The sequence below is a fragment of the Blautia sp. DFI.9.10 genome (assembly GCF_024461705.1).
Taxonomy (GTDB): Bacteria; Bacillota; Clostridia; order Lachnospirales; family Lachnospiraceae; genus Blautia_A; species Blautia_A fusiformis.
This window is the reverse complement of the sequence record NZ_JANGAA010000019.1, coordinates 1-20,713: the sequence shown is the minus strand read 5'-3', so window position 1 is coordinate 20,713 and position 20,713 is coordinate 1. Positions and strand designations below refer to the sequence as shown.

The window sequence follows — 20,713 nt, the reverse complement described above, 5'->3', positions numbered from 1 at the left end:
ATGGATCATTCCTCAACGGCATCTGCTTTTTTCTGCAGTTCCTCATCCGGGATATCTCCCAGGAAAAATACCTTGTAATACATTTCCAGAGATTCCAGAAGCTCTCTTTTGTCCCGCTGGAGCTCCTTGATCTTCAGTGCACTTCCGATCTCGTCAAAACGGGCATCTGCCTCCAGGGCCTCAGTCTTAAACTGCAGACTGCCGTCCTCATCAAATTCCAGTGTCAGAATCCCGCCTACATCCTCTGTGAAAAGCACACACATGATCTGCAGCTCCTGCTTTACCGTCTCAGGAAGAGACGCAAAATCCTGGTTAAAATAATATTTCTGCTCATAAGAGCTTGCTCCGCAGAGCACAATGTTATCCTGATACATAAAATCTCCTTTATTTATAACTTGACACTCCCTGCAGCTAAAGCAGGGAGATTCTTGTTTTTTCCACTACTGCAATAAAACATCAACGGAAAATCGCTGCCGGAAATTTTATCCGATCTGTGCTGCATGTTTTACACATAGCTGTATAAACCACGTACAGAAACCTCTCCGGAATTTACTTCCTCGACTGTACCGTCTGCACGCTCTACCAGAAGCTCTCCGCCGGCATTGATCCCTCTTGCGATCCCCTCATATGGATCATTCTGATCCAGTACACGTACCGGCTGGTTCAGATTGGCCAGCATTTTCTCATAATCCGGTTTCAGGCCGCTGAGATCCTCTGTCTGTACAAATCTCTCATAATTTTCCTCAAAATGCTTCATCACAAGTCCGACTACCTGTGCCCGGTCAAAGGGATGTCCGCTTTCCAGATACAGAGAGGTAGCCTTATCTGCCATTTCTTCCGGGAAGCTTTCCATATTTACGTTAATCCCGACTCCGATAACTGCACAGCCGATCTTATCCTGCTTCATGGTCATTTCGGTTAAGATACCGCAGATCTTTTTGCGGGAAACAACTACATCGTTAGGCCATTTGATCCCTACCTCAAGACCGAGCTCTGCTACTGCCTGTGCAACCGAAAGTCCCATAACAAGTGTCAGCATCGGCGCCTTCTGCGGAGAAAATTCCGGGCAGATAAGGATACTCATAGTAATGGCACTGTCCGGCGGCGCACTCCATCGTCTTGTAAAACGTCCGCGTCCTGCGGACTGATATTCTGCCACAAACAGCTCTCCGTGTCCTGCGCCTTCTTCCCTCCAGGCACGTTTTCCCCAGAGGTTGGTGGAATCTGTTTCTCTTGCAAAATGGACGGTTTTGCCCGCCCATTTTGTATGTGTTGCCTGTGAAATTATTTCTTCATTAAATAAATCTGACATTATTTCTCCGGCTCTCCTAATGTTGCAACGATCACAGCCTTAATGGTGTGCATACGGTTCTCAGCTTCGTCGAATACCTTGGACTGCGGAGACTCGAATACTTCGTCTGTAACCTCCATATCTGTAAGGTTGAAACGCTCGCCCATCTCTTTTCCGATCTTTGTCTTAAGATCATGGAATGCCGGCAGACAGTGAAGGAAGATCGCCTTTTCACCGGCGTTCTCCATTACATGTCTGGTAACCTTGTATGGTGTCAGGTCGTGGATACGCTCTGTCCATACTTCGTCAGGCTCGCCCATGGATACCCATACATCTGTGTAGATGATGTCCGCATCTTTTGTTCCTACCTCCACATCCTCTGTGAGAGTGATGGTGGAACCTGCCTCTTCTGCCCACTGCTGACACTGTGCTACAAGCTCATCATTCGGGAAATATTTCTTATTGGTGCAGGCTACGAAATCAAGACCAAGCTTGGAGCATACAACCATCAGGGAGTTACCCATGTTGTAACGGGCATCGCCCATGTATACAAGCTTCAGGCCTTTCAGTTTGCCGAAATGTTCACGTACTGTCAGCATATCTGCAAGCATCTGTGTCGGATGATACTCGTTTGTCAGGCCATTCCATACCGGTACACCTGCATGCTTCGCAAGCTCCTCAACAATATCCTGACCGAAGCCACGGTACTCGATTCCCTCATACATTCTTCCGAGAACTCTTGCAGTATCTGCAATGCTCTCCTTCTTTCCGATCTGGGAGCCTGTGGGATCCAGATAGGTAGAACCCATTCCCAGATCATGAGCTGCCACTTCGAAGGAACAGCGTGTTCTTGTGCTTGTTTTTTCAAAGATCATGGCAATATTCTTACCTCTGTAATACTCATGAAGCTCTCCTGCTTTTTTCTTTGCCTTCAGATCTGCTGCAAGGTCGATCATGTAAGTGATCTCTTCCGGTGTAAAATCTTTCAGTGTCAGGAAATTTCTTCCTTTAAGATTCATAATATGTCCTCCTCATGGCTGCAGATTTATTTCTGCTCTGCCGGTTTATCTGTCATGATTTCCTTCAGGGATGTTGCCAGCCCTGCGATGCCCTGTATCTCGGACGGAATGATGATCTTCGTTGCCTTGCCGTCAGCAACCTTTGTAAGAGCCTCCAGACTCTTCAGAGTAAGAACAGATTCATCTGCTCCTGCTTCCTTGATCATACGAAGTCCTTCTGCAGTTGCCTGCTGTACTTTAAGGACTGCCTGTGCCTGTCCTTCAGCCTCTTTGATCATACGCTCCTTCTGAGCCTCCGCATGAAGGATCGCCGCCTGCTTCTCAGCCTCCGCATCCAGGATAGCGGACTGTTTTTTACCCTCTGCAACAAGGATGGTGGAACGTTTCTCTCCTTCTGCTTTCAGAATGGCTTCTCGTCTCTCACGCTCAGCCTTCATCTGTTTCTCCATGGCATCCTGGATGGCTGCCGGAGGAATGATGTTCTTAAGCTCCACACGGTTAACCTTGATTCCCCATGGATCTGTAGCCACATCAAGGGAAGCACGCATCTTGGTATTGATAACCTCTCGGGATGTCAGTGTCTCATCCAGCTCCATATCACCGATGATGTTACGAAGTGTTGTAGCAGAAAGATTCTCGATAGCCATGATCGGATTCTCAACGCCATATGCGTAAAGCTTCGGATCTGTGATCTGGAAAAATACAACCGTATCGATCTGCATGGTTACATTATCTTTGGTAATTACCGGCTGCGGTGGAAAATCCACAACCTGTTCTTTCAGGTTTACTCTTCTTGCAACACGCTCAATGAACGGAACCTTGAAATGGATTCCTGTACTCCAGGTAGCCTTGTAAGCGCCAAGACGTTCCAGTACCACTGCATAGGCCTGCGGTACAATGCGGATACAGGATGCAAGTACCCACAGCACAAGAACGATGACTACAAGCAAAACAACAACTCCACCCATAATTTAGCCCTCCTTGCTAATTTCTTTTACGATCAGCTTCACTCCGCGGATCTCTTCGATTTCAACCACGGCACCTGTTGGAATTTCTTCCCCGTCATCTGCGGTCCGTGCAGTCCACTCGATGTCATTGATCCTCACCTGCCCGGTCTGGGCCAGGTTGTTGACCGGCTGTATCACTACGGCTCTTTTTCCCAGAAGGCTCTCTGCATTGGTCTTTTCCACGCCCTTGTTCATGTAGCGGACCGCCAGAGGTCTGGTAAAGATCAGAAGCACCACGGAAACTCCGAAAAATAAAAGGAGCTGTACAACAATTCCCCCACCAAGCCACGAGGCAATGCACGCCACAAGAGCACCGCCTGCAAACCAGACAGTGGTAAGTCCTACCGTGATTGCTTCAATTACCAGTAAAATTGCCAGTATTCCAAGCCAGGCCAAAGGTGTCATAAAACCCCCTCCTCTCTTATTCTCTTCTCTGTCTTGCAGCTTCGTACATCAGAATTCCTGATGCCATGGCAGCATTCAGCGATTCTACCTTTCCGCACATGGGAATGCGGATCAGACAGTCTGCTGCCTCCGTTGCCTGATCAGTCAGGCCCTTTCCCTCGTTTCCGATGAAAAATGCGGTACCACCCTTATAGGATTCCTGATCATAGGAATTCTCGCCCTTCAGATGAGCTGCAAAACTGCGGATTCCCTTTTCTTTCAGCTTCTTTTCTAATGATACCACATCTTCCACGTATAGAAAAGGCATTCTGTAAATGGAGCCCATGGTAGAACGGATCACCTTGGGATTTGTGATATCCACGCAGGTTTTTGTGAGGAAAACTCCGCTTACGCCGGCGCCCTCACCGGTCCTGAGAATGGTTCCCGCATTTCCCGGATCCTGAAGATCCTCCAGAACCATGACCAGAGGATTTTTTCCCGCCAGTACCTCTTCCTCGCTCCAGGAAGGCAGCTTCAGAACTGTCAGGATCCCCTGGGGAGTCTTGGTATCACACATCTGACGGAATACGGAATCCTTCACGATCTCACAGGGATATTTTTCTGCCTGAGACATCAGCTCTCCATCCCGGGAAACGGCCTCGGAAACAAACACCTGGGAAACCCAGCTTTCCGGTGCTTCCAGAAACATTTTCCGGCCCTCTGCCACAAAAAGTCCCTGCTCTCTTCTGGCTTTTGCCTTCTGGTTCAGCTGCATGACATTTTTTATTTTTGCATTTGATACACTGGTTATCATACTTTTATTTCTCTCCTTCCGGCAATCCGTATTCGGTTAACGTAATTCCTCACGACTTGCATTCAGATCCTTGTTTTTTCCTATGGCGATTATGGAACAGTTGTCCGGAAGCGGTTCGGAAGGATCCAGATCTACCGTGACATTTTCACCCTGCTTGATGCCAATGATATTAATGTGAAAACGCTCCCGTACATTCAGATCTGCCAGATTTTTTCCAATCCAGGATACCGGCATGGAAAACTCCGCCATACTGAACTCCGCCGAAAGCTCAAACACATCCAGATACCCGCCGGACATAAGATTTCTGGCAACCCGCAGTCCCATGGACTGTTCCGGATAAATGATCTTATCTGCACCAATTTTGTCAAGTATACGTCCATGAAGAGAATTCATACTTTTTGCAACTACAAAGGGCACTCCCAGATCTTTGGCCTGCATGGTTGCGGAAATACTGGCTTCCAGATTTTCGGCAACTGCGATAATGGCTACATCCACATTCTGAACTCCCAGAGCCTTCAGGATTCCCGGTTCACGGACATCTGCTTTTACCGCATAGGTTACTTTTTCGGAAATCTCTTCGATATTTTCTTCTTTGTCATCAATGGCAAGGACATCGCAGTCTGACTCTGCCAGCGTCACCGCCAGAGTCATTCCAAACTGTCCAAGCCCGATCACGGCAAAAGATTTATTTTTCATTCTATTCTCCTGTTTAACCGATCATGATATCTTCTTCACCGAGATGCGTGGTGCTTCCCGGCCTGTTGCGTACACGCATCACAACTGCTGTTCCAAGTGTCAGCGGTCCGATACGTCCCAGATACATGGTAAGGATCACGATCCACTTGCCTGCCACATTCAGCTGAGGTGTCAGTCCTCTGGAAAGTCCTACTGTAGCCCCCGCAGAAGTGATCTCATATAAAACATCTGCCAAATCCACTCCCGGCATTACTGCGGACAAAAGCACCGTCATGGTAAAAAGGATCAGCACACTGGTTCCTGCAACAACCATGGCAGAACGGAGATAGCTCTCACGGATCCTGCGGCCGTATACCTCTACATCCTTTTTTCCCTGAAGATATGCTGCAATAGAAAGGATCAGAACCGCAATGGTAGTAGTCTTCACACCACCGGCAGTGCCCATGGGTGATCCTCCGATAAACATCCACAGTAGGGAAATGATCACGGTAGGTGTGGACAAAAGCGACTGATCCATGGTATAAAATCCCGCCGTACGTGTTGTCACTGACTGGAAAAAGGATGCCATGAGCTTTGTTCCCAGTGGTGCCCCCTTCAGCGTGGAAGGGTTTCCGGATTCAAAGACAAATACCAGAAATGCTCCTGAAAATACCAGGATCCCGGTCATCGTAAGGACCAGCTTGCTCTGAAGCCGCAGTACACGAAAAACTCTGGATGGGGAGAGCTCTTTTCTCAGAACCTTGCGGAATTTATCCCACAGATCCCACCAGACGATAAATCCAAGACCTGACACAATGATCAGGCCAATCGTAGTGATATTGACCAGCGGATTGCTCACATATACCGAAAGGCTTGTTTCCCCGAAAAGATCGATCCCTGCGTTGCAGAATGCAGATACCGCCAGAAATATGGCATGCACCAGACCTTTTTTTATTCCAAATTCCGGTACAAAGCAAAACGCATACAGGACCGCACCGATTCCTTCTGCAAGAAACACGCATTTCACCACACTGCGGACTACAGCCACGACTCCACCCATTTCATCCAGGTTGTAGGATTCCTTGATGATCCGCCGGTTTTTCAGGGAAATTTTCCGCCGGAGGCTGATGAATATCATATTCGCCAGTGCGATCAGTCCGATCCCGCCGATCTGTATCAGGCACAGGATAACCGCTTTTCCAATGGGGCTCCACTGGACTGCCATAACAACTGTGGAAAGTCCTGTTACACATACGCTGGTCGCCGCTGTAAAAACAGCATCCGGGAAGGTAACAGCCTGCCCGGGTGCACTGCAGAACGGCATCCACAAAATAAGTCCACCTACAAAAATCACCCCCGCAAAGCCGAGGGCAATTATTTGTGACGTATTCAGTTTATGCAATCCGTCTGAAACTTTTTTTAAGTTCATAAATATCTTTATTTTCTGTAATTATGAGAAAGAGAATTGCAGACCTCCCACATGTAGGAATCTACATTCTTCTGCATTGCAAGAGCCTCATTGATGTCGAAATCGACAAACTCACCATGACGGTATCCAACCACACGGCTGCGTTTTCCGGCAACAAGAAGATCTACTGCAAGAGCACCCATCATGGACGCATATACACGGTCCTTACATGTAGGGCTTCCACCACGCTGCATGTGACCAAGGATCGTTGCACGTGTCTCGATACCTGTTGCAGCCTCGATACGCTTCGCCATAGCCTCTGAATGGCCGATACCCTCAGCATTTACGATGATATGGTGTTTCTTGCCTTTCTTACGGCTCTCTACGATATTGTCAATAAGCTTCTGCTCGTCGTAATCATATTTCTCCGGGATCAGGATATCCTCAGCACCATTTGCGATGCCGCACCATACTGCAAGGTATCCGGCGTTACGTCCCATAACCTCGATGATACTGCATCTCTCATGGGATGTGGATGTATCACGTACCTTGTCAATAGCTTCCATAGCTGTATTTACAGCAGTATCGAAACCGATGGTGTACTCGGTACATGCGATATCAAGGTCAATAGTTCCCGGCAGGCCAATGGTATTGATTCCAAGGTTCGCAAGCTTCTGAGCACCTGCGAAGGATCCGTCTCCACCGATAACAACAAGGCCGTCGATTCCATGCTTTCTGCAGATCTCTGCAGCCTGCTGCTGTCCTTCCTCTGTTCTCATCTCTGCACATCTGGCAGTATAAAGAATTGTTCCGCCTCGCTCAATCGTATCGGAAACGTCCTTTGCTGTCATATCTCTGATCTCTTCATTTAAGAGACCGCTGTATCCTTTATAGATTCCCTTTACGTTCAGTCCGCTGCTTAATCCTCTTCTGACAACAGCACGGATTGCAGCATTCATTCCAGGTGCGTCACCGCCACTGGTCAAAACGCCGATCGTTTTGATTTTGTTCTCTGCCATATTGTTATCCTCCATCTTATGAAACAACCTATTGTAATACACATATTCGGGTATAGTTTATAGCATTTTTATAAGTTTTTCAATACTCTCTCCACAATTTTAACATTGGAACTTCCATATTTTTTACACATGCGCTCCAACCAGGAATCCTCGATATGGACCTGATAAGCAGGGGGAAGTTTCTTCATTGCCTTGACATCTTTGAGATAAATAACCACCGTGCTGTTTCCTCTGGATTCCATCAGATCGTCTACCAGACCGGTCTCGGCTTTTGCGTACTCTTCCCGGCTTTCAAACTGGAGCCACAGTTCTCTTGGCATATCATCAAAAAGACGAACCTTTTCCAGGATCAGCTTGCTGGCTTTGTCGTCTTCTGCGGATACTCTTCCCTGAATAAAGAGCCGGGCATCTTCATTCAGGAACATCTGGCATTTTTCGTAATCACGTGGAAATACCACAACCTCCACGGTGCCTACCAGATCTTCCACTGTAAGGAACGCCATTACCTTATTATTCTTTGTATATTTTATGGTTTTATCCGTGATCATTCCACCCACGATCACTTTCTGGTTATCGTAAACCTCCGGTATCCCTGTTTCATCATCCGGCTGAAAATCAGAAGTTTTTGCAGAGATCATTTTTTCCATCATATTCCGGTAACGCTCCAGCGGATGACCGCTGAGATAGATGCCGAGAACTTCCTTCTCAAAGGTCAGTATCGTCTCCTTCGGATATTCTGCTGCCTGCGGCATACGGATCTCAAATTCCTTTTTATCTTCTTCAGGCGCAATATCAAAAAGACTCAGCTGTCCCGCCATGGTATGCTTCTTATCCTGGTTGATACTGTCTATGATCTGCGTATAAACCGTCATTTTCTGATTCCGGTTTCCCTCCAGGCAATCCAGCGCTCCGGCCTTGATCAGATTTTCCACAACTCTCTTGTTGATCTGGTCGATATTTCGCTCAATAAATGTTTTCAGGGAGGTATATTCTCCGTGCTCCTCACGCTCCCGCACAATCCCCTCGATTACCGGACGGCCGATACTCTTGATGGCAGAAAGTGCATAACGAATGGAACCATTGTCAACAGAAAAGCCATAAACACCATGATTGATATCCGGCGGAAGGATCCGGATCCCCATCTGGCGGCATACAGAAATATACTCGGCAACCTTGTTCGGCATTTCCACAACGGATGTCATCAGTGCAGCCATAAATTCTACCGGATAGTAATATTTGAGATATGCCGTCTGGTAGGAAACCACTGCATAAGCGGCAGCATGAGACTTATTGAAGGCATACTTTGCAAAATCTGTCATCTCATCGTAGATCTTGTTTGCGATCTCCTCGGAAATACCGTTGGCAATACATCCCGGTACTCCCTCTTCCACGTTTCCGTAAACGAAATTCTGGCGTTCTTTTGCCATAACAGAAGCTTTTTTCTTGGACATGGCACGGCGCACCAGGTCACTTCGTCCAAGGGTGTAGCCTGCAAGCTCACGGACGATCTGCATAACCTGCTCCTGGTATACGATACAGCCATAGGTCGGCTTCAGGATCGGCTCCATCTGCGGACAGTCATAACGGATGGTATCCGGACGGTTTTTTCCGCGGATGTACTGCGGAATGAAATCCATGGGACCCGGACGGTAAAGCGAAATTCCCGCGATCACGTCCTCAAGGCTCTGAGGCTTCAGCTCCTTCATGAAGCTTTTCATTCCGGCACTCTCCAGCTGGAACACACCGTCAGTACGTCCTGTTCCGAGAGAATCCAGTACCTTTTTGTCGTTGTAGTCGATCTTTTGCATATCCAGAAGCATACCGGTACTTTTTTCCACCATTTTCACAGCATTCTGGATAACCGTCAGGGTACGGAGACCCAGGAAATCCATTTTCAGAAGTCCCAGCTCTTCCAGTGTTGTCATGGTAAACTGCGTGACAATGGAACCATCCTGTGCTCTGGAAAGGGGTACGTATTCCGATACATCCTTCTGGCTGATCACAACACCTGCCGCATGCATGGAGGTATGCCTCGGAAGCCCCTCCAGACGTTTTGCCAGATCGATCAGACGATGGATATCGTCCTGTTCCTCGTAAGCCTTGCGAAACTCCGGATTCATTCCCAGTGCCTTGTCAATGGTGATATTCAGCTCCTGTGGAATCATCTTGGCGATGGTGTCCACCTGGGCATAAGGCATATCCAGAACACGGCCTACATCACGAATGACACCGCGGGCTGCCAGTGTACCGAAGGTAACGATCTGAACCACGCAGTCATCACCATATTTTCTTCTTACATAATCAATAACCTCCTGTCTCCGTTCGAAGCAAAAATCCACATCGATATCCGGCATGGATACTCGCTCCGGATTCAGGAAACGTTCAAAGAGCAGATCATACCGGATCGGGTCCAGCTGGGTGATCCCAAGTGTATAGGCAACCAGGCTTCCTGCGGCAGAGCCTCGTCCCGGACCGACCATGATATCGTTGTCCCTGGCATATTTGATAAAATCCCATACAATGAGAAAGTAATCTACATATCCCATGTTTTTGATCGTAGACAGCTCATAATCCAGGCGCTTTTTCAGCTCCTCTGTTACCGGATGATAACGCTGCTCAAGTCCCTCATGGCAAAGCTTGTTCAGATATTCCCAGGAGGTAAATCCGTCCGGCACATCATATTTCGGCAGCTTGGTCACACCAAATTCAATCTCCACATGACATCTCTCCGCGATCCTGTGCGTATTTTCCAGCGCTTCCAGCGCATATGGAAAAAGCCTCGCCATCTCCTCCGGCGATTTCACATAATACTGGCCACCCTCATAGCGCATTCTGTTCTCATCGCTGAGCTTTTTCTGAGTCTGCAGACAAAGAAGAACATCATGTGGTTCCGCATCCTCTGCCATAGTGTAATGCACATCATTGGTGGCAACCAGATCGATCCCCGTCTCTCTGTGCATACGGAGAAGCTGCTGGTTTACAGTCTGCTGCTCCGGGATCCCATGATCCTGAAGCTCCAGAAAGAAATTTCCTTTTCCGAAAATATCCTGGTAACGTAATGCCGCGATCTTAGCATCCTCATACATTCCACGTGCAAGATATCTGGCGACCTCTCCCGCCAGGCAGGCACTTAAGGCAATGATACCCTCGTGATATTTTTCCAGAAGCTCCAGATCCACACGTGGCTTGTAATAAAACCCTTCCACAAATGCCTTGGATACAATTTTCATCAGGTTGCTGTATCCCTGATTATTCTCAGCCAGCAGGACCAGATGATAATAACGGTCATCCCCACTTCCCACTTCTCTGTCAAAACGGGAGCCCGGAGCCACATAAACCTCACATCCGAGGATCGGATTGATCCCGGCTTCTCTTGCAGCCCTGTAAAAATCGATTACACCATACATAACGCCATGATCGGTGATCGCCGCACTGTCCATACCCAGCTCTTTTACTCTGGCTACATATTCTTTGATCTTATTGGAGCCATCCAGAAGGCTGTATTCTGTATGGACATGTAAATGTGTAAACTCCAAATTTATTCTCCTTATCGTAAAAAACAGGGCTCCGGATCCTCCCCGCTCTGCACTTTTCTCTGAACGTGCCGGAGCGTGTCTGATCCGGAGCCGGTCAACACCTTGTTATTTTTTAATGTAGATCCTCTTGTCACGGATCTCTACTTTTCCTTCCTTCATCAGATGACCGACTGCACGCTTGAATGCGTTCTTACTGAGGCCAAACTCTCTCTTGATGACTTCCGGTGAGGCATGATCATCAAATGGCAGCACCCCTGCAAATTCCTCGATCACACTGAATACGCTCTCTGCATCCTCATTGATCTGGATGTAAGCCTTCTGGCGGTCACTGACGTTCATCTTGCCATCCTCTTTCACCTCTGTGACACGAAGATCAAGAATAGCTCCCGGTCTGTACTTGCCTGTTGCCTCCCGTGCCGGGATCAGAGCGGAATATTTATCATCTACCGCAACAAAAACGCCGAAATTCCCACTGATCTCATAGACACGCCCCTTTACCGAATCTCCCGGTACATAAGGAGTTCTGGTGGAAAGATAATGATACACCTTCATGGTTGCACAGAGTCTGCTGCTCTTATCTACATAAAGAGCTACCAGACACTCCTCGCCTTCACGGACCCGGTTGGTCTGCTCATGATACGGAAGAAGAAGATCCTTCTCCAGTCCCCAGTCAAGAAAAGCACCAATCCTGGTAACCTGTTTTACCTTAAGGACTGCTGTCTGTCCTACCTGAAGCATCGGCTCACGGGTAGTTGCGATCAGTCTGTCCTGGGAATCCTTATAGATGAATACTTCGATCTCATCACCTGCTTTGGTTCCTTCCGGTACCTGTTTGGACGGAAGAAGCACTCGCTCATTCTGAGGTGCGTTTCGGTCCTCTCCAAGATATATTCCGAAATCCACGGTTTTTACAACCAGTAATTTCTGTTTTTTACCTAATTCTATCATTCTTACTCCTGTTCCTTAAAACTATATATGATCATTTACTATTTGCTGTCTGTCCTGCATTATAACATAAGAGAATTATTATAGAAAGCACAAAAAAGGCAGCTTCGGAAATTTCTTTCCGTCACTGCCTTTTATTTGCCATTCATGGGGGAATCTGCCCCCACATTGGGTCAGTCTGTTATTCTGTTGGTTTCTCAACCGGCATCGGGTTCATCATTTTAATGACAAAAAGTACGATCAGCATCAGCACGATTCCCACCGGAAGAGCGATCCATGCTGTTTTTACAAAGCCTGCAACAATATAAGTTACAAAGGATACTGCCGCAGCCAGGATCGCATACGGAAGCTGTGTGGAAACGTGAGTCACATGATCACACTGTGCTCCTGCGGAAGCCATGATCGTTGTATCGGAGATCGGTGAGCAGTGGTCTCCGCAAACTGCACCTGCCATGCAGGCGGACATGGAAATGATCATCATCTCAGGACTGGATTTCTCAAATACCGCAACAACGATCGGGATCAGGATACCAAAGGTTCCCCAGGAAGTACCTGTAGCAAATGCAAGTCCACATCCAACCAGGAAAATAATGGCCGGAAGGATAACTTCAATACCACCGGCAACAGAACGCATGGCTTCTTCTACGAATACCGCTGCACCAAGTGAGTCTGTCATAGCCTTCAGTGTCCATGCAAAGGTCAGGATCATGATCGCCGGTACCATAGCCTTGAATCCTTCCGGGATGCAGCCCATACAGTCTCTGAAATTGACCACACGGCGGATCATATAGAAAATAATGGCAAACACCAGACCAAAAGCACTTCCCATTGCAAGGCCTGTAGAGGCATCACTCTGTGAAAATGCGGTAACAAAATCTGTTCCGCTGAAAAATCCTCCTGTATAGATCATACTGATGACACAGCAGATAACAAGCATAACGATCGGGATCACAAGATCGATCACCTTTCCTCTCGGATTCGGTGTCTCATCATCCGTTGCATTCTCATACGGTCTTGCAGATGTTGTATAAAGATCTCCGTTCAGAGCATTGATCTCATGTGTTCTCATGGCACCAAACTCGGTTTTCATCAGTACCATGCCAACCATCATTACAATCGTAAGGATCGCGTAAAAGTTATACGGGATGGTTCTTACAAAAATCGCAAGTCCATCCTGTCCCTCTACGAATCCGCTGACTGCAGCAGCCCAGGATGAGATCGGTGCGATGATACATACCGGAGCGGCTGTCGCATCGATCAGGTATGCAAATTTCGCTCTGGATACGTGATGTCTGTCAGTTACCGGACGCATAACGCTTCCTACTGTCAGGCAGTTAAAATAATCGTCAATGAAGATCAGGATTCCAAGGATGATCGCTGCAAGCTCTGCACCCACACGCGTGTGGATCTTTTTGCTGGCCCATCGTCCGAATGCGGCGGAGCCGCCGGCCTTGTTCATCATACATACCACAGATCCCAGGATTACCAGGAAGATCAGGATACCTACGTTATAGCTGTCAGAAAGAACCTTGATGATTCCTCCCTCAAAAATCTGTGTTACCGTTCCTTCAAATTTAAATCCGGAATAGATCAGTGCTCCTACTACAATTCCCACAAACAGAGAACTGTATACTTCTTTTGTGATCAGTGCAAGGACGATCGCAACAAGAGGTGGAAGCAGTGCCCAGATCGTTGCATACAGAGCAGGCTGGTAAGTCTCCTCCGCATCCGCAGCCAGCACAGTCAGGGGACTTGCCAGTGCGCCCATGAATACCATTGCCATAACAGACAATGCTGTTCCTGCTTTTTTACTCATTTTTCTCCTCCCTTTTCGGGGACAAAAAAACGGAGGCTGTCTCTTCTTAAGAACACCTCCGGTTAAATAATCCTTATTTAACTAATAGCCTGTCAGAAAATCTCCATTCAGCATATTAAATGCAGATCTCCCGAAGTGCTACCGATAGCGCTCCACATCCGTGACAGTACAACGCATATTCTGCGTTATCCCAGCACCCTGTCATCTGGCCTTCCAGAGCACTTCGGCAAATTTTCCTTTCTTTATGAACAGCCTGCCAGGGCCTTGCATCCATAAATACTGATAAAATCCGCGCCTCTATCTTCTTATCCGTGACCGTTTGCCCTCCGCAGGACTTCCCGGCCATCTTTTTTTCTTTATACTGTAGCAGTTTCCGACATAAATATCAAGTAGTTTACACAGATTCCTGCCATTCAGACCAATATTGTTACTTTTCACTCCGTTTTCAGTAACACGCTTCGCGGAATATTACCAGCGAACTGTAATCCAATATTGCCTTATTTACTGCTCATTCAGCAGCCACTTCACATCCACTCCCAGCACCTTTGCAAACACCCGCAGTTCATAATCTGCTACAAAACGTTCTCCTCCTTCGATCCGGCTGATACTGTCACGCTCCAGCATCACTCCTTCCACCTGCATTTTTGCTGCCAGCGCAGATTGCGACATCCGTTTCATATTCCTCATCTGGCGTATTTTTTCTCCGGAAACGTTCTTTTTTCCCTGATAAGTGTATATTTTCATCCTGCCACCTATTTTAATAAATGTGTTAATGTTCTGCATTTTTCTTGACATTAGCATATATTTCGGCGGCACCTGTGTTAAAGGTCAGCAAATCTGACATTTTCTGCATTTTTCGACAAAAAATGCCGCGGTACTGTTCCGCGGCATTTCCACTCAGGCGGATATTGACGATCCACCATCGGGTCAAACTGTTTTTTCTTCTGATCAGTCTTCCTGTCCTACCTGACCATAATATGCATTTGCACCATGTTTTCTGTAGTAATGCTTATCCTGAAGCTCCTGCGGTGCCGGTTTTACATCCGGATTGATCAGCTCGCAGCGAGATGCCATCTTGGCAACCTCCTCAAGAACAACTGCGTTATGAACTGCCTCATGAGCATCCTTACCCCAGGTAAAAGGTCCGTGGTTCTTACACAGCACAGCCGGTACTGCTTCATAATCTTTGTTTTTGAAATAATCAGCAATAAGAACTCCCGTGTTCTTCTCATATGCCTCTTCGATCTCTCTTTTGGTCAGATTACGCACACATGGTACTTCTCCGTAAATGTAATCTGCATGTGTGGTTCCATAACACGGAATCGATCTGCCTGCCTGCGCCCAGCTTGTTGCCCAGGATGAGTGGGTATGTACGATACCGCCGATATTCGGAAACGCTCTGTAAAGAACTGCATGTGTCGGTGTATCAGAGGATGGATTGTATCTTCCTTCTACTTTATTTCCATCAAGATCTACCACTACCATGTCTTCCGGTGTCAGCTTGTCATAATCCACACCACTTGGCTTAATCACAAAAAGTCCCTGCTCCCTGTCGATCCCGCTGACATTTCCCCATGTAAAGGTAACAAGACCATATTTGGGCAGATCCATATTTGCTCTGTAAACTTCTTCTTTTAATTTTTCAAGCATAGCGCGCCCTCCTTTTACGGTATAGTTGTTTCAAAAACGATGTACTAATCTCTACCGCCTGTATTTATTTTGTAAACTCAACTACTGCGTAAGGTTCTTTATCCTCCGCGTTGAGAACTACAGCTTCTTTATTTTCTGTCATATATACTTCCGGAATGATAACATTATCCAGTACTGCCTGACGTTTATATTCAACACGAAGCTGACCAACTTTAAAATCCTCAGGCAGATGATCCGCTGCCATCCGGATATACTGACAGTTGTTCACATGATGATTGGTGTCCAGATGATGCTTCTGTACGGAAAAAGCATTCTGCACTTCCCGTTCCTTCGGAAGCGCGATCTTTCTTGGTGCATAATCCATCTCTATTTTTTCGCCCAGATCATAGGGATCTGTATCTGCCGGTGTCAGCTTTTCCGGAAGACCGGTTTCTGTATTGATAAAGGACCAGTAGGAATTGGCCCATGCCAGCTTCTCACCATCCATTGTCTCAAGAATAAAATTACGCATTCCGATAAATCCACGGAATCCATAAGGAATTGTTGTTACTTTTATATTTTCACCAAGCTTCGGATACCGCTTCACGATCACCTGCCATGCAGAAAGTACCCAGGCTCTTTTCTGTTCCTTTAATACTTCCATACCGACTCCTGTCTGCTCGGATTCAAAGGTACAGCAATCCTGAAAATAATCCAGAACTCCCGGCAGCGTCAGACATCCATCTTCTCCGATCTCACTGAATCTTACTCGACTCTCAAAACTGTAACTCATTCATGCCTCCTGTCATACTGTCTATACTTTATTGTAACACTTGGCAGGAAGAAACGCACTTGTTTTTTTTGGGGCGCAGCGGATTGCGAATATCTTCTTATTTTTGAGTACAAAAAAAGTACCTCGCAACTGAGGTACTTAAGAAGCAGGGCTACAAGGATTCGAACCTTGAACTGACGGAGTCAGAGTCCGTTGCCTTACCGTTTGGCGATAGCCCTATGTGTTTTGTTTTTCGCTTGCCTTATCGCTTGCGACGGATGTTATTATATAACAGCTTTTTTGAAATTGCAACCCCTTTTTTTAATTTTTTTTATTTTTTTTCAAAATTTCTTAAACTGCTGTTAAAACTCCTTATTATATGCGGGTTTACGCAGTAAAAAAAATTTTACAATCCACTCCTTTGTGTTATAATAAGCCGTATAATAAAAAGAGCGGAAACAACCGTGTATTTCCCTCCGGTCACAATATCCGGAGGCATCCAAAGGAGAACGCTATGCGAGCAAATAACCTTACTCTGCTCACGGACCTCTATGAGCTTACCATGATGCAGGGATATTTCAAAAACCCTACCAACCAGACCGTTGTCTTTGACATGTTCTACCGCAACAATCCGTGCGATGGCGGTTTTGCCATCTGTGCAGGACTGGAGCAGATGATCGAATACATCGAAAATCTCCGTTTCTCAGAAGAAGACATTACCTATCTGAGAAGTCTTGGCATCTTTGAGGATGATTTCCTTGAGTATTTGAGCAACTTCAGATTCACCGGTGATATCTACGCAATTCCGGAGGGAACCGTGATCTTCCCGAGAGAGCCAATGGTCAAGGTTATCGCACCGATCATGGAAGCTCAGCTTGTAGAGACGGCCATCCTGAACATTATGAACCATCAGAGTCTTATTGCCACTAAGGCAGCACGTGTATGCCACGCAGCTAAGGGCGATCCCATCATGGAATTCGGTCTTCGCCGTGCCCAGGGTCCGGACGCCGGGATCTTCGGTGCCAGAGCTGCAGTGATCGGCGGATGTGCCGGTACTTCCAACGTACTGACCGGCCAGATGTTTAACGTTCCGGTTCTCGGAACACATGCTCATTCCTGGATCATGAGTTTCCCGGATGAGTACACAGCCTTTAAGACCTATGCGAGACTTTACCCGAATTCCTGTACTCTTCTGGTTGACACCTACGATGTCCTGAAATCCGGTGTTCCCAATGCGATCCGTGTATTTGAGGAGATGCGTGAGGAAGGTATCCAGCTGAAGAATTATGGAATCCGTATCGACAGCGGTGATCTTGCATATCTTTCCAAAAAAGCTTACAAGATGCTGGCTGCTGCCGGTTTCGATGATGCTACCATTTCCGCATCCAGCGATCTTGATGAATATCTTATCGAAAGCCTGAAGGCCCAGGATGCCAAGATCAATTCCTGGGGCGTCGGAACCAAGCTGATCACAGCCGATAACAATCCGGCATTCGGCGGCGTATACAAACTTGCCGCTGTAAAGGACGCTGACAGCGATGCCTTCCAGCCGAAGATCAAGCTTTCCGAAAACACAGAAAAGGTTACCAACCCGGGCAACAAGACTGTATACCGTATCTACAGCAAGAAGACCGGCAAGATCAAGGCCGATCTGATCTGCCTTGCAGATGAGAAATTCGATCCGGAAGAAACTATGGTGATCTTCGACCCGGTTGACACCTGGAAAAAGACCAAGGTTCTTGGCGGAACCTACGAACTCCGTGAGCTCCTTGTTCCGGTAATTAAAGATGGTAAGAGCGTTTACAAGTCTCCATCTGTCATGGAACTCCGCGACTACTGCAAACAGGAGCAGAACACACTGTGGGATGAATCCAGACGTTTCGTTAATCCGCAGAAGGTTTATGTAGATCTCTCCCAGTCACTCTATGACATGAAGAAGGCTCTCCTGGAAGAAATGAGTGAAAAAGAGCTCTGATAAACAGAAATAAGCATTCATAAACCCTCCTTTCTTATCATAAGCTTATGGATAAGGAAAGGAGGGTTTTTATTGCACAGAGAATTTTATACCCGGCTGATCAGCAGGGAGCATCCTCTGCCGGAAGCTTTTGTGCCGGAACATCTTATCGATATCGGACTTCCATTTGAAGCAGCACCGGGAGATCCGAAGCGGCTTCTGGAGTATCAGGCTGCAAAAGCCGCTTCCCAGCTTTTCCATGCCTGTCACAGATGCGGTCTGAACCTGTGGGCAGTTTCCGGATATCGTTCCTACCAGCGACAGAAGGAGCTTTTTACAGGAAGTCCTTTCGTTGCAGAGCCAGGAACAAGTGAGCACCAGAGCGGACTTGCTCTGGATGTATCCTGTCCTTCCATCCATATGGAGCTCACCGAAAGGTTTTCCACAACAGGAGAAGGCCGCTGGCTGAAAAAGAACGCTCCGCTCTATGGTTTTATCCTCCGGTATCCCAAAAGCAAAGAGGAGATCACCGGCATCCCTTACGAGCCATGGCACATCCGCTATGTGACCAAACCTCTGGCTTCCTGGCTCACTATCACAAATCTGACTCTGGAAGAATACCACTGCTTTCCTTCCCGGTGTCCGCACCCTCCCTGATCTGCTGCTCCTGGCATCTGCATCTGATGTTTATATCTTGATCTGCACACATTTTTCTGTACATCTGATGCACTTTTACTGCTCCATCTGTCTGCCAAGAAAACCGGCTGCTGTGCGGATAAGGGCACGTTCTGTGTCTCCCAGTGCTGTTTTTTCACTTTTAGTCAGAAGGATCACTGCTCCAATGGCGTCACTCGCACACAGGATCGGCTGTATCATTTTCTGGCAAAATGAATCCATAGCGTCGGAAATGACTGATATATTTTCCCTGCTGTCCTGACTGACCATTCTGCCTTTCCTGCCGGCAATGACTGCATCCAGATCAGAACTGATCTCTTTTCCTTCCAGTTCCCGGCTTCCGCTGCCGCATGCCGCCACGACCTGATCACGATCTGTAATACAGGCAGTCAATCCGGTGGTCTGTACCAGCGCTTCCGCATATTCCGCAGCAAACGTATTCAGCTCTCCAATGGGCGAATATTTTTTCAGGATGATCTGTCCTTCCCTGTCTGTAAAAATCTCCAGTGGCGTTCCTTCCTTGATCCGCAGTGTCTTTCGTATCTCTTTTGGAATCACAACCCTGCCCAGATCATCGATCCTGCGAACAATTCCCGTTGCTTTCATCTTCCTGAATTCCTCCTGTATTTTCTGTTCATTGTACGTCAATGTTATGTTAACTATTTGTTTTTCATATGGTTATTATGCGAAAAACTGGGAGAAATATGCATAAAAATCTCTTATTTATCTGTCGCAGGAGCCGCATTGTCGTATGCCTGCTGCAGAAATAAATCCTGATAAAATTTTTTTCGAAAATAGGGGTTGCATTTTTGAATAATAGTGGTATAGTATTCATATACTTGATATGTAGTTTTGAATACTACATGTTATTTTATCAGTTTCTACATTATTACATCGTAAACTGTCGCAATGATCCGTCATTGATGAACCGATCTTGAAGTTGTCCATATGATATAAACAGCAGATTTTTTTGCAGGAGGTGTTTTTATATGAAATTTAAATTAAAAGATCCAGGAAGCGCCATAACCCACGGAATCGGCATGCTTCTTGCCGTGGCCGGAGCCACTCCGCTGATCGTGAAGGCGGCCAGAAGTGCAGATGTTCTCCATGTTTTTGCAGTAAGTGTTTTTATCCTTACCATGATCCTTCTTTACCTGGCAAGCACACTTTACCATTCCGTAAGCTCCACAGCCAAGGTGAACCGCCGTCTGAAAAAAATGGATCACATGATGATCTTCGTGATGATCGCCGGCAGCTACACTCCTGTATGCCTGATCGTTCTCCACGGACGCACCGGCTATATCCTCTGTGCCCTCGTATGGACCGTTGCCATCATCGGAATGATCCTCAAGGGCTGCTGGATCAACTGCCCAAAATGGCTTTCCTCTGTGATCTACATTGGAATGGGCTGGCTGTGTGTACTTGCTTTTGTTCCGATCTTCCACAATCTGCCCCGTGCAGGCTTCGGATGGCTCCTTGCCGGCGGCATCATCTATACCATCGGCGGTGTGATCTATGCGCTGAAGCTTCCGATCTTCAATGCGAAGCATAAGAATTTCGGCTCCCACGAAGTATTTCATGTCTTTGTGATGCTGGGAAGTGTGTGCCATTTTGTTGTAATGTATTTCTTTGTAGCCGGTATGGCGATCCACTGAGTTACTCTGTGATCAGCTAGATAACAATCTCACCTTTCGGATACCGTGACATGCTCCCCCCACTTAAATCTTACGATTTTGAAGTGGGGGCTTCCTGCTCGATTACCCTTTAGG

General features: G+C 47.0%; 19 protein-coding genes, 1 tRNA gene and 1 riboswitch. Of the genes, 3 read left to right on the top strand and 17 right to left on the bottom strand.

Annotated features, from left to right (window positions below):
* Window positions 1-5: 5 nt before the first annotated feature.
* The 16 genes from NE671_RS11670 to NE671_RS11595 form a co-directional block, all read right to left on the bottom strand.
* Window positions 6-374, bottom strand: coding sequence for a DUF6145 family protein (locus NE671_RS11670; protein ID WP_015526724.1), 369 nt, complete (start codon window positions 372-374; stop codon window positions 6-8).
* Window positions 375-505: 131 nt separating this feature from the next.
* Complete coding sequence (locus NE671_RS11665) at window positions 506-1,312, bottom strand: biotin--[acetyl-CoA-carboxylase] ligase (RefSeq protein WP_059086451.1); 807 nt, start codon at window positions 1,310-1,312, stop codon at window positions 506-508.
* A complete protein-coding gene (gene argF / locus NE671_RS11660) occupies window positions 1,312-2,310 on the bottom strand; it encodes an ornithine carbamoyltransferase (RefSeq protein WP_256164000.1) in 999 nt (332 codons plus the stop codon). The genes NE671_RS11665 and argF overlap by 1 nt, the downstream gene beginning before the upstream one ends.
* A 26-nt stretch (window positions 2,311-2,336) precedes the next feature.
* Window positions 2,337-3,278 carry an SPFH domain-containing protein gene (locus NE671_RS11655; RefSeq protein ID WP_015526727.1) on the bottom strand — a complete coding sequence of 314 codons (942 nt, stop codon included), beginning with the start codon at window positions 3,276-3,278 and terminating at the stop codon, window positions 2,337-2,339.
* Window positions 3,279-3,281: 3 nt separating this feature from the next.
* Entirely contained in the window at window positions 3,282-3,722 is a 441-nt protein-coding gene (locus NE671_RS11650) for an NfeD family protein (protein WP_021652591.1), read from the bottom strand.
* Window positions 3,723-3,738: 16 nt separating this feature from the next.
* Window positions 3,739-4,515 (bottom strand): TrmH family RNA methyltransferase, encoded by a 777-nt coding sequence (locus NE671_RS11645; RefSeq protein ID WP_256163998.1) that lies wholly within the window; start codon window positions 4,513-4,515, stop codon window positions 3,739-3,741.
* A 36-nt stretch (window positions 4,516-4,551) separates the two neighbouring features.
* A complete protein-coding gene (locus NE671_RS11640; RefSeq protein WP_129975155.1) occupies window positions 4,552-5,211 on the bottom strand; it encodes a potassium channel family protein in 660 nt (219 codons plus the stop codon).
* Window positions 5,212-5,224: 13 nt separating this feature from the next.
* Entirely contained in the window at window positions 5,225-6,619 is a 1,395-nt protein-coding gene (locus tag NE671_RS11635; protein ID WP_256163996.1) for a TrkH family potassium uptake protein, read from the bottom strand.
* An 8-nt stretch (window positions 6,620-6,627) separates the two neighbouring features.
* A complete protein-coding gene (gene pfkA / locus NE671_RS11630) occupies window positions 6,628-7,617 on the bottom strand; it encodes a 6-phosphofructokinase (RefSeq protein ID WP_059086454.1) in 990 nt (329 codons plus the stop codon).
* A gap of 68 nt (window positions 7,618-7,685) precedes the next feature.
* A complete protein-coding gene (locus NE671_RS11625; RefSeq protein WP_022426228.1) occupies window positions 7,686-11,153 on the bottom strand; it encodes a DNA polymerase III subunit alpha in 3,468 nt (1,155 codons plus the stop codon).
* Between the two features lie 105 nt (window positions 11,154-11,258).
* Window positions 11,259-12,101 carry a CvfB family protein gene (locus NE671_RS11620; RefSeq protein WP_021652585.1) on the bottom strand — a complete coding sequence of 281 codons (843 nt, stop codon included), beginning with the start codon at window positions 12,099-12,101 and terminating at the stop codon, window positions 11,259-11,261.
* Window positions 12,102-12,279: 178 nt separating this feature from the next.
* Window positions 12,280-13,866 (bottom strand): Na+/H+ antiporter NhaC family protein, encoded by a 1,587-nt coding sequence (locus tag NE671_RS11615; protein WP_373152707.1) that lies wholly within the window; start codon window positions 13,864-13,866, stop codon window positions 12,280-12,282.
* Between the two features lie 185 nt (window positions 13,867-14,051).
* Window positions 14,052-14,222: riboswitch (Lysine riboswitch) on the bottom strand.
* A gap of 193 nt (window positions 14,223-14,415) precedes the next feature.
* On the bottom strand, window positions 14,416-14,658 hold the full coding sequence (locus NE671_RS11610) for a helix-turn-helix domain-containing protein (RefSeq protein WP_015526736.1): 243 nt from the start codon (window positions 14,656-14,658) through the stop codon (window positions 14,416-14,418).
* A gap of 204 nt (window positions 14,659-14,862) precedes the next feature.
* On the bottom strand, window positions 14,863-15,564 hold the full coding sequence (gene araD, locus NE671_RS11605) for an L-ribulose-5-phosphate 4-epimerase (RefSeq protein WP_015526737.1): 702 nt from the start codon (window positions 15,562-15,564) through the stop codon (window positions 14,863-14,865).
* A 64-nt stretch (window positions 15,565-15,628) separates the two neighbouring features.
* Window positions 15,629-16,336, bottom strand: a complete 708-nt coding sequence (locus NE671_RS11600; protein ID WP_015526738.1) for an acyl-[acyl-carrier-protein] thioesterase — start codon at window positions 16,334-16,336, stop codon at window positions 15,629-15,631.
* A gap of 146 nt (window positions 16,337-16,482) precedes the next feature.
* A tRNA-Gln gene (locus NE671_RS11595) sits at window positions 16,483-16,554 on the bottom strand.
* A 275-nt stretch (window positions 16,555-16,829) separates the two neighbouring features.
* On the opposite strand from NE671_RS11595, the gene NE671_RS11590 reads away from it, so the two are divergent.
* Together NE671_RS11590 and NE671_RS11585 are read left to right on the top strand one after the other, a co-directional pair.
* A complete protein-coding gene (locus NE671_RS11590) occupies window positions 16,830-18,290 on the top strand; it encodes a nicotinate phosphoribosyltransferase (protein WP_015526739.1) in 1,461 nt (486 codons plus the stop codon).
* Between the two features lie 72 nt (window positions 18,291-18,362).
* On the top strand, window positions 18,363-18,926 hold the full coding sequence (locus NE671_RS11585) for a M15 family metallopeptidase (RefSeq protein ID WP_173761328.1): 564 nt from the start codon (window positions 18,363-18,365) through the stop codon (window positions 18,924-18,926).
* A gap of 75 nt (window positions 18,927-19,001) precedes the next feature.
* Here NE671_RS11585 and NE671_RS11580 read toward each other — a convergent pair whose 3' ends face one another.
* Window positions 19,002-19,550, bottom strand: a complete 549-nt coding sequence (locus NE671_RS11580) for a stage V sporulation T C-terminal domain-containing protein (RefSeq protein WP_015526740.1) — start codon at window positions 19,548-19,550, stop codon at window positions 19,002-19,004.
* Between the two features lie 383 nt (window positions 19,551-19,933).
* Between NE671_RS11580 and trhA the strand changes: the two genes are divergently transcribed.
* The gene (gene trhA, locus NE671_RS11575) at window positions 19,934-20,599 is read left to right on the top strand and encodes a PAQR family membrane homeostasis protein TrhA (RefSeq protein ID WP_110103161.1); all 666 of its coding nucleotides are present in this window, start codon (window positions 19,934-19,936) and stop codon (window positions 20,597-20,599) included.
* Window positions 20,600-20,713: the final 114 nt, after the last annotated feature.